Here is a 14,069-nt window from a genome sequence, read left to right on the forward strand (position 1 = left end):
CATGCGAAACAGGAAATCCCGCGCCGCTACCGCCTGGATGGCGGTGGCCAGTGCCGTTGCGCTCGCCCTCCCGTGCGCCGGCGCCTTCGCCGCCGGCAACCACGGCGGCCATCATGCCAGCGAGGCCACCAGCGCCGCCAGCGCTATTGGCGAGCCTGGCGACGCGGCCAGCGTGAGCCGCACCATCCAGGTGAACATGACCGACAACATGCGCTTCAGCCCGGCCGATATCCAGGTCAAGGCAGGCGAGACCGTGCGCTTCGTGGTGCGCAACGCTGGCAAGCTCCGGCATGAGATGGTGCTCGGCACCGAGGCCGACCTGAAGGCGCACTACGCCGAGATGCTGAAGATGCCCGAGATGGAACACGCCGACCCGAACGCCGTCACGCTCGAAGCCAGCCAGCACGGCGAAATGGTGTGGCGCTTTACGCGCAGTGGCCGAGTGGACTTTGCCTGCCTGCAGCCCGGCCACTATGACGCCGGCATGCGCGGCAACGTCAGCGTGCGCTAAGCGATTTCGCGGCGCGGCGACGCCGCGCCCTGTATGCAATACCAGCCAACTAGGAAGGAATGCAAATGAACCCCAGCAAGAACCTGCTCGCGCTGCTGCCGCTGCTGGCAGCCTTCGCCACCTTGCAGGCCCAGGCCGCCACCGATGCCGGCAATGCGCTCGCCCCGGCCAGCGCGGCGCAAGCCGAGGCTGTGCCAATGACCGATGGAGAAATCCGCAAGGTAGATGCCGCGGCTGGCAAGCTGACCATCAAGCATGGCCCTATTGCCAACCTGGATATGGGCGCCATGACGATGATCTTCCGCGTGCAAGACCCAGCCCTGCTGGGTCAGGTCAAGGAAGGCGACCAGGTGAGGTTCAGCGTTATCCGGGCCAACGGCGCGCTGACGGTAACCACGCTGGTGGTGCAGCCGCCGGGGAAGTGAGAGGATTTTTATCCGACGTTCATCCAACCCGGAAGAAATCGACCGTCTGCCCCGCGTTGACTGCCCGCTGCAGCCACTCCGGACGCTCGCCGGTACCGTCCCAACTCTGGCCCATGGCGTTGCGGTAAAGCGCCCGGGCGGGCTTCTCCGCCTCGGGGGCTGCCGCCGGCGCAGCAGCCGGGGGCGTAACGGCCAGCGTAGCCCTTGGCACTGCCTGAGCCGGTGCCGGTGGAGCCGGGGGGGCAGCGAAACAGCCCGCTTCGAGTAAATCGTCGAGCGTGAGGCCGTGGCGATCCATCTGCTCACGGACCCACGTCGCCGCGGCTAGTTTGGCTTCATCAGACTCTGACATGACTTTCGTAATTGACCTTGCCGGCGGACGGATCGCCGGCAAAGCGGAGGAAGGGGGGGTATTCCAGCGGGTCAAGCCGCCTGTGAGGCAGGATTTTACAGGGTCTTGCGTCTTTGCTGGCGCGGACATTTCCTAAGCGTTAATGCCAGTTGCCGCGCGGCCCCTGGCACTCCCTCAGCTCGCGCCAACGCACCGCAAGGTGCGCACTCCGTCTCTCGGCGCCCGCCCGCATGCCAAAGCAGCGGCGACACTAGGCCAGGCAGGCGGCATTGACGATGCCCGCCGCCAGCGATACCACCCCCATCAGCGCACCCATGCCGCGATTATCCGCGGTGATTTCCTCGCTGACGCCGCGCAGCGCCCGCGCCACCAGCACATAGGCCAGCACCTGCACCACGAACGCGCCGAAGCCCCACAGCACGAACATCGAGAAGGCGGCATTGTGCTGGATGCTGGCCGAGAGCGTCAGCGAAAAACCCAGCACGGCGCCGCCCAGCGACAAGGCCGCCGCCACATTGCCCCGGCGTATCAGTTCGAACTCGCGGTGCGGCGTGATTCGCGTGTATACGAGCAGAAACAGCCCCAGCATGGCGAAGCTGGAGAGAATGTAGATCAGGTAGGCGTAGACCGGCTGTAGGGGCATTGTCATGTGGATTCCTGGTTGGATTGGACCGGATTAGGAGCGAATCTGAAAGCATGGGATGCGGCCTTAGCCGCCGCCGGAGCGCCCAGACCCGCCAAAGCGGCTGGTAAAGCCGCCGCGCGAGGACACGGCAGGCGCCCGGCTGACAGCGGCCGCGCGCATCGACATGCCGCCGCCCGCGCCACGCCCGAGACTGCCTCGGCTCAGCGTGGCCTCCTCGACCATCGTCGCATGCGGCGTGCCCGGCGCCTGGCTCACGCGGGTCAGGTTGCCGTTGCTGTCATAGACGCCCATGGGCCGCGAGTTGCCGCTCGACATGTCGCGCCGGGTCCGCGTGCCGTCCGGGTGGTAGACGGTGCCGGACTCGGTGTAGTACGGCCCGTACCAGCGGGCCATGCTGCCGTGATACCCGCCGTAGTAGCCACCGCCATGGCCACCGCTGCTCGCGCTGGCGCTGCTGCCATCGTTGCCAGCCGTATCCGCCAGGCTGGAGGCGTAGATGTTGTCGACCGGCACGCCTTCGCAATCCTCGGGCGCATTCCAGTCGGCCACGCAATCGGCTTGCGAGGCATAGCTGGCGCGCCGCACGGTCACGGCTTCGTCGTCGCCATCGTCGCGGCATGAGCCGATCGCCGCCACGCCGGCCGCCAGCGCGCAAGCGCCGATCAGCCACAGCGCCGGCGAGCGGGACTTGCGCCGGAGCGCGGGCTGGCCGGACCATGCGGACTGGCTGGAGCCGCTTGCCCGCGGCTGGTAGGGGCTGCCGTACTTTGACGGCTGGCCGCCCTTCTTGCCCTTCTTCTTGGCCATTGCGCTGCGTTTCTCCTTTCTTCGGACTAGCCGTGCTGAAAATAATGCGGGACGAAGAAGCTGGTGTTCTTGGCGATCGGTCCCAGTTCCTCGCGCACGCACAGGCCACTGGGCACGTCGTCGACCAGCCATACGCCGAGCGTGGTGTAGCGATCATCGAAGCGCTGCGCAGGCGAGTAGGCCTGGTAGATAAAGCCTTCCTCACCGTACTCGCCGGGATTCTCGAAACGCCCCTGCGGGGTCACCAGCGCCACGCTCTCGCCTTCGCGCGACAGGAACGGCTTCCTGGCGTAAGAGCGCCCGGCAAAGGTGGCTTCGCGAAACGAGGCCTCCAGCAGATTCGGATGGCCGGGGAACAGGTCCCACAGGATCGGCAGGATGGCCTTGTTCGAGAGCACAGCCTTCCAGGGTGGCTCCACCCATCGCACCGCGCAGCCCGCCAGCTCCGTGCGATAGTCGGAAGTGGCCATCCATTCCCACGGGTAGAGCTTGAAGACCAGCTCCATCGGCTGGTCGTCGCCGTCGTAGAAGCCGCCGCGCCCATCGGAGCCAACCTGCTCCAGGTCGGTGAGCTTGACCGACCACCCGGCCTGCAGCGCCGTGTCCATCAGGTACTCGACATTGCAGACATCCTCCTGGCTGTCGAACATGCAGGCGAAATGCAGGACCCTGGCGTCGCGATAGTGGCGGCGCAGCCATTGCCAGCGCGACACCAGCGCTTCATGCAGGCTATTGAACTGGTCGGCATCCGGGCGCACCGCCGCCTTCCAGAACCATTGCGCCAGGCTCGATTCGATCAGCGAGGTGGGCGTATCGGCGTTGAACTCGTACATCTTCGGCACGCCAAGCGCATCCATGGTCATGTCGAAGCGGCCGAACAGCGTTGGCTCGTCGCGATCCCAGGAGGCACGAATCAGCTCGGCAAAATCCGGGGCAATGGCGAGCCGCGCAAACAGGTCGTGGTCAATCACGTGCTGCACGGCTTCCAGGCAGCGCTGGTTCAGATCGAGCGCTGCGGCATACAGCGCCTCGATCTCCTGCGCCTCGAACTCGTAGGCGACGTCTTCGCGCCAGTAGAAGAACGTGTTGCGATCCACCTGGCGCGGCAGGTTTTGCTCGTCGAGCGAGTGGAAGTGAAAACCGATGCGCTCAAGCTGCTGCGGCCAGTCGGCACGCGGGGTCTGGGCAATGCGTTTCATGGCAGGGCGATCTCCGCGGCGCTCAGCGTTGGCGCTGGCGCGGATGCGGTAATGAGGAATTCGTCGAAGGCCAGCGAGCGACGGCCCGGCCTGGGCGTCCAGTCGGTGAAGCGCGTGACGAGAGGCGCCCACCAGCCGGCTGCGTGCTCCAGCACCACATGGTGATCCATGGCATCGGACTCGGTCACGCCGCGCGCCGGATTGGCCTGCGCCCATCGCATCGCGGCGACGATGCTGGAGGCCACCTGCAGGCTGGTGGCGGAGTTGTGCGGCGCCAGCGCGCGTGCCCGGTGGATGTCGAGCTGCGAGCCGTGCCACACCGCGCCATGGCGCCCGCTCATCAGCAGCACGCCAAGCTCATCCACGCCATCGACGATCTCGTCCTTGAGGATGCGGTGGCTGGCAATGCGGCTGGCGTCGCGCTCGCCCAGCCACTGCATCGATGCCATCGTGGCGCGGGTGGGGCGGTAGGCGTAGTAGGCCGTGGGCCGGTAATGCGGCTCGCAGGGCGTGGCACAGCTGAAATACTCGGCAATCGAGATCGATTCGTTGTGCGTGATCAGGTAAGCATCGAACGGACCGTGCAGCGCGGACCAGGAGCGCACACGGGTGCGGTGCCCGGGCCGGTCCAGCACGATCGCCGCATCGCTGCCATAGCCATGGCGCCGGCCACCGGCAGGCAGCGCGGGCTCGTGGCTGCCCCAGCCCAGTTCGGCGTCCTGCAGGCATTCCGTGATGAAGCCGTCGGCCGACCAGGTATTGGCGAATTCGCCGTGCGCCGGATAGCCCGGAGCGCACTGGCTGTCGTGCTCCGCCACCTGGATCACGCGCACGTCGAGCCGGCGCGCGAGCCTGGCCCAGCCAGCCTGGTCCTGCGGTGGGGTGTCTGGCGCGCCGGCGTGCCGCGCGAGTTTCAGCAAGGCGGCCTTGGCCAGTAGCGAGACCAGCCCGGGATTGGCGCCATGGGCAACCAACGCGGTGGACATCCGCTCGCGGCCGCGGGCAAATGCCAGCATCTCGCTGCGCAGGGCGTAGTTGCTCAGATGGGATGAAGGTGCGCCGTCCTCGTAATCCCATGGCTCGATGCCGCTATCCAGGTAGAGCGCATGGTGTGCCTGCGCCAGCGCGATCAGGTCGCGGCTGCACACGGCAGGCGCCAGGTTGAGCAGGCAGGTTTGCGCCCCCAGCAGCGGACTCAGCACCCGCGCAAAGTTGTCCGGCGCCACCGTGGCATGCAGCTGCGTGGCGCGGTATTGCCGGGCCAGCGCCAGGCGGTGGGCGTCCATGGCCCGGTCGACAACCGTAACCGCCGCTTCCGGGTGAGCCTGCGCCAGCAAGGGCAGGATGGCCTGGCCGATGCAACCAAAACCGACAATGACGATATGCTCGATGCGCTTGCTAGACATGATGACAACGTGCCGGGCCAACACGCGGGCCGGACCGGCAAAAATCAAGGAAAAATGACGACGGAGGCGATGGACCCGCTCAGGGCACCCACCAGTACCGCGTGATGTGAAAGAAGATCGGCGCGGCGAAGACCACCGAATCCAGCCGGTCCAGCATGCCGCCGTGGCCCTGGATCATCTGGCCCCAATCCTTGATGTTGCGGTCGCGCTTGATCGCCGACATCACCAGCCCGCCCAGGAAGCCCATCAAGGCGATCACCAGCGCGATCAGCCCTGCCTTCCAGGGCGAGCCGTACGGCGTGATCCACCAAAGCGAGGCGCCCAGCGCGGTGGCGCTGCCCACGCCGCCGACAAAGCCTTCCACGGTCTTGGACGGCGACAGCAGCGGCGCGATCTTGGTCTTGCCTAGCAGCTTGCCCCACACGTACTGCAGCACGTCGCTGCCCTGCACCACGATCACCAGGAATGCGATCAGCAGCAGGTTGCGATCCTCGAAGCCCGGAATCGGCAAGGTCAGCAACGCCGGCACATGCGACACGCAGAACACGCAGATCATCACCGCCCACTGCACCCCCGCGCAACGCTCGAGAAAGCGCGTGGTCTGCGCGGACAGCGCAGAAAGTATGGGCAGGATCAGGAAAGCGTAGACCGGGATCAAGATGGAAAACAGCCCATACCAGCCGGTGTACACCAGCACGTATTGCAACGGCAGGAAGACGAAGAAGGCGGCGACGATGGCGCGATGGTCCCCCCGCCGCGTGGTGGTGATGGTGATGAACTCGCGCAAGGCGAAGAACGACAGCAGGTAGAACAACACGATGATGGCGGTGCGCCCCATCGCGAACGCTACCCCCAGCACGCCGATCATCCACCACCATGCCGATACGCGCGCGGCAAGGTTGTCGATGACCGCGTGCGGGCCACCCCGGGCCACGCGCCAGCGCAGCAGCGCGGTCACCGTGGAAGCCAGCACGAGTACGCCCAGCACGCCGCCAAACAGCAGCCAGGTCTCATGCATCATGGTCAGGTGAGGAAAGGTCATGGGTTCTTAGTCCAGCGCGGGCGCCAGCGTCAGCAGGCCGTCCCGGCAGCGCGCCAGGAAGTCATCCTTGGCTTCTTCCGCGCCCAGGGTCAGCGGCTTGCCGAACGTCACGGTGCACAGCAGCGGCACCGGCACGATCTCGCCCTTGGGCATCACGCGGTTGAGGTTGTCGATCCACACGGGCACGAACTCGATCCCTGTGCAAACCTTCGCCAGGTGGTAGATGCCGCTCTTGAAGGGCAGGAGCCGCTCGTCGGTGGTATTGCGCGTGCCCTCGGGAAACAGGATCAGCGAATCGCCTTTGCGCACCGCCTGCTGCATCAGGGCCACGGGATCGCTGCCCGGCTCGCTGCGGGTGCGATCGATCAGCAGCGCGTTGAATACATCCTTGCCGATAAAGCGGCGCAACGCCGACTTGTTCCAGTAATCCGCGCCGGCCACGGGCCGCGTGAGCGAGCGCAGCTCCGGCGGCAGGCAGCCCCAGATCAGCACGAAGTCGCCATGACTGCTGTGGTTGGCAAAATAGATACGCTGCGCTGCGGCGGGCAGGCAGCCGTTCCAGCGCGCCTGCATGCCGGTCAGCAAGCGTGCGAACAGGATGATGGCGCGCGCCACCAGTCTGGAAATCCACATCATGTGTTATCTCAGCAGCAGTAGCAGCAAGGCCACCAGCAATTGCAGGGCGGCGAGTCCCGCGGCCCAGTGGAGAAAGCGCAAAGCGCCGCGAACGCGCTGCACCAGGGAACGCCCGCCGGCCTCGGGACCCGCCCATCCGAGCAGCATCAGCGCCTGGTCCAGCGAGGCCAGGGTCGAGACTGGATCGGCGATACGCAAGGCCTCGGCAAGCGCCGCAAACAAGCGGCGGTCGATCGTCACGCGGATCAGCAGCCACAGCTGGACCGCGCCGAGCAGCGCCGCCACGATGCCAAGCACCAGATAGACCTGCCCCGCCGGCGACAAGGTACCGGCCAGCAGCAGGTTGATGAGTGCCAGCACCAACCCGGCCCAGAGCACGCGGCCCGCGCCATCGAGGCCACCCACCGCGGCCTGCGCCATCCAGTGCCCGGCAGCGGCATCCAGGCGATGGTCGTCATGCATCGGAACGGACATGGCCTGCTCCCCCGGAAGACTGCGTGGCCGCCTGCCGGCGGCGGATGAATTGCGACAGCGCCGCCACGCTATCCGGGCCCAGCACCACGGCCGGACGCCCCTTGCGCAGCAGGGCCAGCGCCTGCCCGGCATCGCGCGCGCCGGCGTGGCCGGCGAGCCAGGCGGCGGCCACCAGCGCGCTGCGCGAATAACCAAGCGCACAGCATACAAGCACCTTGCGGCCATCGCGATGCCAGGCTTCAAGCACGGCCACCGCTTCGTCCAGCTGCGCTGGCGCGGGCACGGTCAGGTCCAGCACCGGCACGCAGCGGTACCAGGCGGCATCCGCCAGCCGCGGCAGCTCGGCGGTCAGGTCGAGCACGGCATCGGCCCCGAGGCGGCGCAGTTCGGCACCGCCGGGAAAGCGGCCGACCCAGAGGCCGGGCACGATCTGGCTGGCGCCGGGCTGGCGGCGCGTCCACCAGCGTGAGTTGGCCAGCGCGCCCAGCAGGTAGGGCGCCAGCACCCAGCGCGCGGCCGTCGGCATGGTGCCGTCATGGCGCTTCTGGAACATGGCCGGAACGCCCTGCCGGTAGATCGCCGAGACGCAAGCCAGCGACAGGGCCAGCCAGCCCAGCAGCAAGGTGGCCAGGGCCGAGGCCGGCAACAATGCCAGCGCTACCGCCCCGGCGGCCAGTGCGCCCATGGCGTAGCGCCCGGCCAGTTGCCGCGTGCGCATGCGGGTGGCGGGCTCTGCATTGCCCTGCCCCATCCCGAAGGGAAACTGGAAAACGCAGAACCAGCCCACCAGCCAGCCGGTGGGCACGTCGATGACATGGTGCTGGTAAGTGGTCAGCACCGACACGCCGATCAGCGCGAACCAGCCGTGCAGCAGCCAGCGCCAGGCGCCGCGCGCATGCATGGCATAGGCCACCCACAGGATCACCAGCAGGCTGATGTGCAATGACGGCGCCTGGTTGAACGGCTTGTCGAAGCCGCCCAGCAGCGTGAAGAGGTGGCCGGGCACGCCGTCGGCCTGCGGGCGATCAAAGGCGAAACGCAGCGGAAAGGCAATGAAGCAGGCAACCGAGATCAGTTGCGCCGCCAGCAAGCGCTTGGCATGAACGAGCAGATCGGCGCGCGTGCGCCAAATGAAAAAGGACAGGCCGTAGAGCAGGTCGATCGACCAGTACGGCACGATGCTCCAGGGCACAAAGGGAATGTGCCGCTCCCACTCAAAGTAGAAAAACGGAACCTCGGCACGCTGGCTCGCCAGCCAGTTGGCCAGCCCATAGGACGAGAAAAACAAGGCGCCCATGCCGGCCAGCAGGACCAGGGCAAGGCCCCAGGGGCGAGCCTCGGCAGCGTCCGGCTCCCCTGCGGCCATGTCCGCGGCCTCGTCTTCGGCCCCATCTCCGGCCGGCTGGCGCAGCATCACGCGACCCTGCGCGCCAGGCTGACCGTGAAGATGCCCCACGGGTCGATGCGCTGCGCGATCTTCTCGAAGCCGGCTTGCCGGACCAGTTCATCCATCTCAGCCTGCGAGCGGCGCCGCATCACCCAGGCCGAGCCTGCGCGATGGCTGGTGAGCGCACGCGCGATGAACTCGAGCTGCGGGTGCCAGGGCTGCCCGGTATAGACCAGGTAGCCGCCCGGCGCCACCGCCCGCGACAAGCCGCCAAGCGAACGAGACACCATGCCGTTGTCGCCGAACAGCTCATACAGGCCCGAGACGATAGCCAGCGTGGGGGCCGGATCGAGCGCGGCGAGATCATCGCCGTCAAAGGCGTCGCCCTTCTCGAAGCGGGCAATGTCGGACAGGCCCTTGCTGCGGATCAGCGCGCGGCCCTGTTGCACGTTGATATCGCTGTAGTCGCGCAGCAGGATGCTCTGCACCTGTTGCGCGGCCGCTCCGTTGATGCCCTTGGCCGCCAGCGCCTCCAGCACGTAGCGGCCATGGCCCGCGGCGATATCGACGATGCGCACCGGCACGCCGGCGGCGCGCAGGCTGCCGATGGCAACGCCAAGCAGCTCTTCGATGTTCACCTTGCGCTGGCGGATGCCCCGCCAGCCGATCGCGTCCAGGTAGTTGCGGTCGACCATCGGGCCGACGCCAAACCGCCCCTGCGCCTTGTTGCAGTAGACGTAGTCGAGCGTGGAGCCAGAATCGAAACCGGTCTTGTGCCCGAGCCGCACCCCGTCGGACAGCAGGCCGCCGAACTTCAGGCCGGCACGCGTGAGGCCCCAGTAAATGCCTGCCGGGCTGGCCGGGGACAGCGGCTGCGCCAGCCGGTCGGACTCATCCTTGAAGGCGCCGCCGCGATCGGCGTTCAGCAAGGAGACCGGCGCCGATGGCGTGTCGAACTCGCGCACGATAAAGCGCCGCGCCGCCGCCACGGCCTGCGCGCGGTCGCGCTCGCCCAAGGTATCGTGGTAGAAGCCGTCCAGCACGATGCGCTCCTTGACGCTGGCCCCCAGCCGCTCATAGAACGCATCCTGCGGGCCGCGATGCACCACCCAGTCCGCGCCGGAGATCAGCAACTGCGTGGGCACGGTGATGGCGGCCGCATCGGCCACGATGCGGTCAGCCGTCTCGTAGAGATCCAGCAGGATATTGACGGCAATCGGGCGCGTGATCAGCGGATCCTGCTGGTAACTGGCGATACGCTCGGGATCGTGCGTGAGGAACCTGGCCTTGACGTAGCTGTTGACGAAGAACTTGCCCCGCAGCTTGTGCATGAGCTTGAGGCCCGGCCGCGCCAGCGGCACGTAGAGCTTGACCTTGAACGCCGGCGAAGCCAGCACAAGGGCGCGGATCCGCGGCGCGTAGTCGTGCACCCACGTTGACGCCAGAACAGCACCAACGCTCTGCGCGACCACGGCAATGCGCTCTACCGGGATGCCGTGCTCGGTGGCGATGTGGTCGATGAACGTCTGGATATCGCGCACCGACGTGGCCAGGCTGGGGCTATAGCCGCGCTCGCCCGGCGAACGGCCATGGCCGCGCGCGTCCCAGGCGAAGAAGGCGTGGCCGGGCAAGCCCAGTTCGTCCACCAGGTGGGCGATGCGGCCCGAATGCTCGTGCCCGCGGTGAAACAGCACAACGGCGCCCTGCGGCGCCTGGCCTGTGGCTGGCGCCACAGGCCAGTGGCGATAGAACAGCCGCTGGCCATCGTGGGTTTCGAATTGTGACTCAACAGCGGTACGGCCGGCTTGACTATCCACGTAGCATCACTCCACGGGTTGGGAAGACGATTTGGTGTGCGGGGCTGCCTGGGCACGGGCCTGGCGTGCCTGCTCGCCCTCGGCCACGCCGCGGCGCACCCGGTTGGCGATGGTCAGCAACGACAGCAGCGACAACATCACCCACAGCCAGTGAGCGGCATGCGCCAGGCTCAGCCCGAGGCCGGCCCATAAGCCCAGCGCGCCCAGCACCAGGGCCCGGTCGCTCTTGCCCAGGGGGCCGTCGTAGCGGCGGCTGGCACCGGCCAGCGGCCCGATCAGGCCAGCGCACTCGACGATGACGGCCAGCAGCGCAAACACCATGATCTCGCCGGCACCAAACGGCGCAACAAGGGCGAACGGCAGGATCAGCGCAATATCGGAGACGATGTCCCCAAGTTCGTTGAGATACGCGCCCAGCACGCTTTGCTGCCCGTGCTCGCGGGCCAGCATGCCGTCGATGGCGTTGAGCGCCATGCGCGCGAACAGCCAGAGCGGCATCAGCAGGAAGACGCCCGGCAGCCAGGCCAGCGCGGCCACCAGCGCCCCCACCACCAGTGACCCGCCAGCCGCCGCCAGCGTGACCTGGTTAGCGGTGACGCCGCGCGCAGCGAGGCGCTTCACCAATGGCCGCAGAAGGGCCTGGAACTTCGGTTTGATCTGGTACAGCGTCATGTTTCACGACCTTTTCAGGCCTTATGTCATTTTCGGTCGTCATTTTCGGCCATGGCATCCGCGCCCGCGGCCACCGGCCATGCCGGACCCGTTGTCCAGCCTCCCCGCAGCCGCCTTTGACGGCTGGATAGTGTGCTGCACGCCCGACAATCGGGCAAGCATAGCTTGATTGCGCGTTTTCGCCAATCATTAAGAATTTATGAGATTTTTGGCACATTTTCGACACAGTTTGGGCGTGCCTGGCCGAATTGCCCGCCAGGATTGGCGGGTAACGCCAGTTGGCAAAAGTTGGGGTGCTGCGGGAGGAAATTGCGCGAACTTCGAAGGCGTTGGAACTTGTGGAAATCACGCGGCAGCGGACCAGGAATGCCGCCGAGGCAACGTCCGCTGCATGACAGCATTGTCATGTGCCGGTCATGTTGTCGTGGGTGCCTGTTTCTTAGACTGCCAGCACGGTCGATCGAAAGAGATCGCCCGCCCCTCGAATCCTCGGAGAAAAGCAATGCGTACACTCAAGCAAGCCCTGCTCGCCACTGCGCTGGCCGCCACCCTTGGCGGTGTCGCCAGCCTCGCCAGCGCCGCCCCGCGCGGCGTGGACCCGTATCTCGATGGCGCGGCCACCGGCCAGGCGCGGGACATCTACACCCAGGGCGCCAACAAGCTCGGCCCGCGCGACCCGTTCACCGACGGCGCACGCAGCGGCACGCGGGACCCGTTCACCGACGGCGCGCGCAACGGCACCCGCGACTCGTTCAGCGACGGCGCATAAGCATCGGCGCCGAGCCGCGCCGATCAGCGTATCTCGCTGTAGATTTGCCTGGCTTCGTTGGCCGAAGCTAGCGGGCGCCCAAGCGTGCGCGCGCCTTCGGCCGCCTGCCCGACAAGTGCCGCGTTGCCTGGTGCGGTGCTGCCGTCGCGCAGCTTCAGGTTGTTCTCGAAGCCCACCCGCACGTGCCCGCCAAACGCGGCGGCCGTGGTCACGCAGGCATTCTCCTCGCGCCCGAAGGCGCAGATTGACCACGGCAACGCCCCGTCATAGACCTGCAGGAACGGCAGCAGGTCGCGCGGCGACGATACCTGCCCCGCCGAATACCGGCCCAGCACAAACAGCACCGACCACGCGCCCGGCGGCACCAGCCCGCGCGCGCGCAGCGCCTGCCAGCGCGCCACGTCGGCCGCGTCATACAGGATGATCTGCGTCATCACCCGCTCGCGCGCCAGCCAGGCCAGGAAATCGGCCAGCTCGGCTTCGGCAATGTCCGGCACGGCGATCTCGCGCAGCCCGATGGAAACCGCCTCGGGCCGCAGCTCGCGCACCATGGCGATCTGCTCGGCCGCGCGGTAGATGCCGGCAGCTTCGCTGGTCACCTGGACCAGCAAGGCGTCGCCCACTTCCTTCTTCACCACGGCGAGCGCTTCGCGATAAATCTGCGGATCCAGCGAATGGCGGCCGTCGGGCTGGCGCACGTGCATGTGCATCATGGCCGCGCCGGCTTCCAGGCAAGCCCGCGCGTCGGCCGCCAGTGCCGCCGCGGTCAGCGGCACGGCCTGGTGGTCCTTGGCGGTCTTGTAGGCGCCGTTGGGCGCGACGGTAATGATCAGCGGCGAATCCGCCAGCAAGGTGTGTTCACTCATAGTGCGCTCTGCTCGACCTAATGGACCTAATGGATCTATTCGATCTATTCGATTTAATGAATCTTGAGAATCTGGTGAGGTTCAGGGTTCGATCTTGGGCAGTTCCGGCGCGATCAGGTCCAGCCCCGCGCGCAGCAGCCGATCATAGCGCTCGCGTTCCACGGCGATGGTCTGCGGCGTCCACCGATAGAAGCCTTCGCCGCTCTTCATGCCGTGGCGGCCGTCCGACGCGCGCTCGGTCAGGCACCGGGCCGGCTCCGCCGCGTTGTTGAACGTGGGGTACATGGTAGCCCCGGCCGCCGCGTGCACGTCGATGCCAGCGTGGTCGCGCTGCATGACCGGCCCGGCGGCCAGGAAACGAAAGCCGAAGCCAAAGCGCACCGCCGCATCCACGTCCTCTGGCGAGGCGATGCCGCGGTCGATCAGGTCGAAGGCTTCGCGCGACAGTGCGTGCTGCAGGCGGTTGGCAAGGAAACCCGGCAGGTCCTTCTTCACCTTGACCGGCACCATGCCGCAACGGCGCATGAAAGCGATCAAGGCGTCGGCGCCGGCCTCGGCGCTGCCCTCGCCCAGCACCACCTCCACCAGCGGCACCAGGTGCGCGGGCATGAAGAAATGCAGGCCGAGCATGCGCTCGCGGGTGGACAGGCCCGCACCGATGGCGCTGATCGGGAAACTCGAGCTATTGCTGGCAAGGATGGCATCCGGGCGCGCACGCTGGGCCAGGTCGGCGAACAGCGCGCGCTTGATGTCGAGCCGCTCGGGGATGCACTCGATCACCAGGTCGACCGTGCTCCAGTCCACCGCGTCGAGCCCGGCGGCTACCGTCAAACCCGCCAGGCCAACCTCGGCCGCCGGGCCGATCGCGGCGAGATTGGCGGCGACCCGTGCGGCGACCGCCTCCGCGCGCTGCGTATCCGGCTCCACCACGGTGGTGCGGCAGTGCGCGCGGGTAAGCACCACGGCCACGTCGGCGCCCATGGTGCCGCCACCTACCACCACGGCGTGCGCGGTGCCGGGAGCGGCTAGCGAAAAGTGGGCGGCGTCGGGCATGGCGTTC

At 67.2% G+C, this 14,069-nt stretch carries 16 protein-coding genes; 3 read left to right on the forward strand and 13 right to left on the reverse strand.

What is annotated here, in order from left to right:
* The first annotated feature begins 1 nt into the window (after position 1).
* Both RR42_RS30975 and RR42_RS30980 read left to right on the forward strand, forming a co-directional pair.
* Positions 2–511, forward strand: coding sequence for a cupredoxin domain-containing protein (locus RR42_RS30975; protein WP_043355653.1), 510 nt, complete (start codon positions 2–4; stop codon positions 509–511).
* A 65-nt stretch (positions 512–576) separates the two neighbouring features.
* A complete protein-coding gene (locus RR42_RS30980; protein WP_043355654.1) occupies positions 577–936 on the forward strand; it encodes a copper-binding protein in 360 nt (119 codons plus the stop codon).
* 19 nt (positions 937–955) lie between these two features.
* Here RR42_RS30980 and RR42_RS30985 read toward each other — a convergent pair whose 3' ends face one another.
* The 11 genes from RR42_RS30985 to RR42_RS31035 all read right to left on the reverse strand — a co-directional run bounded on the left by RR42_RS30985 (position 956) and on the right by RR42_RS31035 (position 11,374).
* Complete coding sequence (locus tag RR42_RS30985) at positions 956–1,288, reverse strand: H-NS family nucleoid-associated regulatory protein (RefSeq protein ID WP_043355655.1); 333 nt, start codon at positions 1,286–1,288, stop codon at positions 956–958.
* Between the two features lie 250 nt (positions 1,289–1,538).
* Positions 1,539–1,937, reverse strand: a complete 399-nt coding sequence (locus RR42_RS30990) for a DUF350 domain-containing protein (RefSeq protein ID WP_043355657.1) — start codon at positions 1,935–1,937, stop codon at positions 1,539–1,541.
* 60 nt (positions 1,938–1,997) lie between these two features.
* Positions 1,998–2,741, reverse strand: coding sequence for a hypothetical protein (locus tag RR42_RS30995; protein WP_043355660.1), 744 nt, complete (start codon positions 2,739–2,741; stop codon positions 1,998–2,000).
* 26 nt (positions 2,742–2,767) lie between these two features.
* Complete coding sequence (locus RR42_RS31000; RefSeq protein ID WP_043355661.1) at positions 2,768–3,940, reverse strand: glutathionylspermidine synthase family protein; 1,173 nt, start codon at positions 3,938–3,940, stop codon at positions 2,768–2,770.
* Positions 3,937–5,346 (reverse strand): saccharopine dehydrogenase C-terminal domain-containing protein, encoded by a 1,410-nt coding sequence (locus RR42_RS31005; protein ID WP_052495291.1) that lies wholly within the window; start codon positions 5,344–5,346, stop codon positions 3,937–3,939. Before RR42_RS31005 ends, RR42_RS31000 begins: the two co-directional genes overlap by 4 nt.
* A 79-nt stretch (positions 5,347–5,425) precedes the next feature.
* On the reverse strand, positions 5,426–6,388 hold the full coding sequence (locus RR42_RS31010) for a phosphatidate cytidylyltransferase (protein WP_082055164.1): 963 nt from the start codon (positions 6,386–6,388) through the stop codon (positions 5,426–5,428).
* Between the two features lie 6 nt (positions 6,389–6,394).
* Positions 6,395–7,021, reverse strand: coding sequence for a lysophospholipid acyltransferase family protein (locus RR42_RS31015; protein ID WP_043358249.1), 627 nt, complete (start codon positions 7,019–7,021; stop codon positions 6,395–6,397).
* A gap of 6 nt (positions 7,022–7,027) precedes the next feature.
* Positions 7,028–7,498, reverse strand: a complete 471-nt coding sequence (locus tag RR42_RS31020; protein ID WP_052495094.1) for a hypothetical protein — start codon at positions 7,496–7,498, stop codon at positions 7,028–7,030.
* Complete coding sequence (locus RR42_RS31025; protein ID WP_043355662.1) at positions 7,479–8,912, reverse strand: phosphatase PAP2/dual specificity phosphatase family protein; 1,434 nt, start codon at positions 8,910–8,912, stop codon at positions 7,479–7,481. The genes RR42_RS31020 and RR42_RS31025 overlap by 20 nt, the downstream gene beginning before the upstream one ends.
* Complete coding sequence (locus RR42_RS31030) at positions 8,912–10,702, reverse strand: bifunctional alpha/beta hydrolase/class I SAM-dependent methyltransferase (protein ID WP_043355664.1); 1,791 nt, start codon at positions 10,700–10,702, stop codon at positions 8,912–8,914. The genes RR42_RS31025 and RR42_RS31030 overlap by 1 nt, the downstream gene beginning before the upstream one ends.
* A gap of 6 nt (positions 10,703–10,708) precedes the next feature.
* The gene (locus RR42_RS31035; RefSeq protein WP_043355666.1) at positions 10,709–11,374 is read right to left on the reverse strand and encodes a CDP-alcohol phosphatidyltransferase family protein; all 666 of its coding nucleotides are present in this window, start codon (positions 11,372–11,374) and stop codon (positions 10,709–10,711) included.
* A gap of 502 nt (positions 11,375–11,876) precedes the next feature.
* Here RR42_RS31035 and RR42_RS31040 point away from each other — a divergent pair.
* A complete protein-coding gene (locus tag RR42_RS31040; RefSeq protein WP_043355667.1) occupies positions 11,877–12,143 on the forward strand; it encodes a hypothetical protein in 267 nt (88 codons plus the stop codon).
* A 23-nt stretch (positions 12,144–12,166) separates the two neighbouring features.
* On the opposite strand, the gene RR42_RS31045 is transcribed toward RR42_RS31040, so the two are convergent.
* Positions 12,167–13,009: a 3-keto-5-aminohexanoate cleavage protein gene (locus RR42_RS31045; RefSeq protein WP_043355668.1), complete on the reverse strand. Its 843-nt coding sequence runs from the start codon at positions 13,007–13,009 to the stop codon at positions 12,167–12,169.
* 81 nt (positions 13,010–13,090) lie between these two features.
* The gene (locus RR42_RS31050; protein WP_043355670.1) at positions 13,091–14,062 is read right to left on the reverse strand and encodes a 3-hydroxyacyl-CoA dehydrogenase family protein; all 972 of its coding nucleotides are present in this window, start codon (positions 14,060–14,062) and stop codon (positions 13,091–13,093) included.
* Between the last annotated feature and the right edge of the window lie 7 nt (positions 14,063–14,069).

Source organism: Cupriavidus basilensis (assembly GCF_000832305.1).
Lineage (GTDB): Bacteria > Pseudomonadota > Gammaproteobacteria > Burkholderiales > Burkholderiaceae > Cupriavidus > Cupriavidus basilensis_F.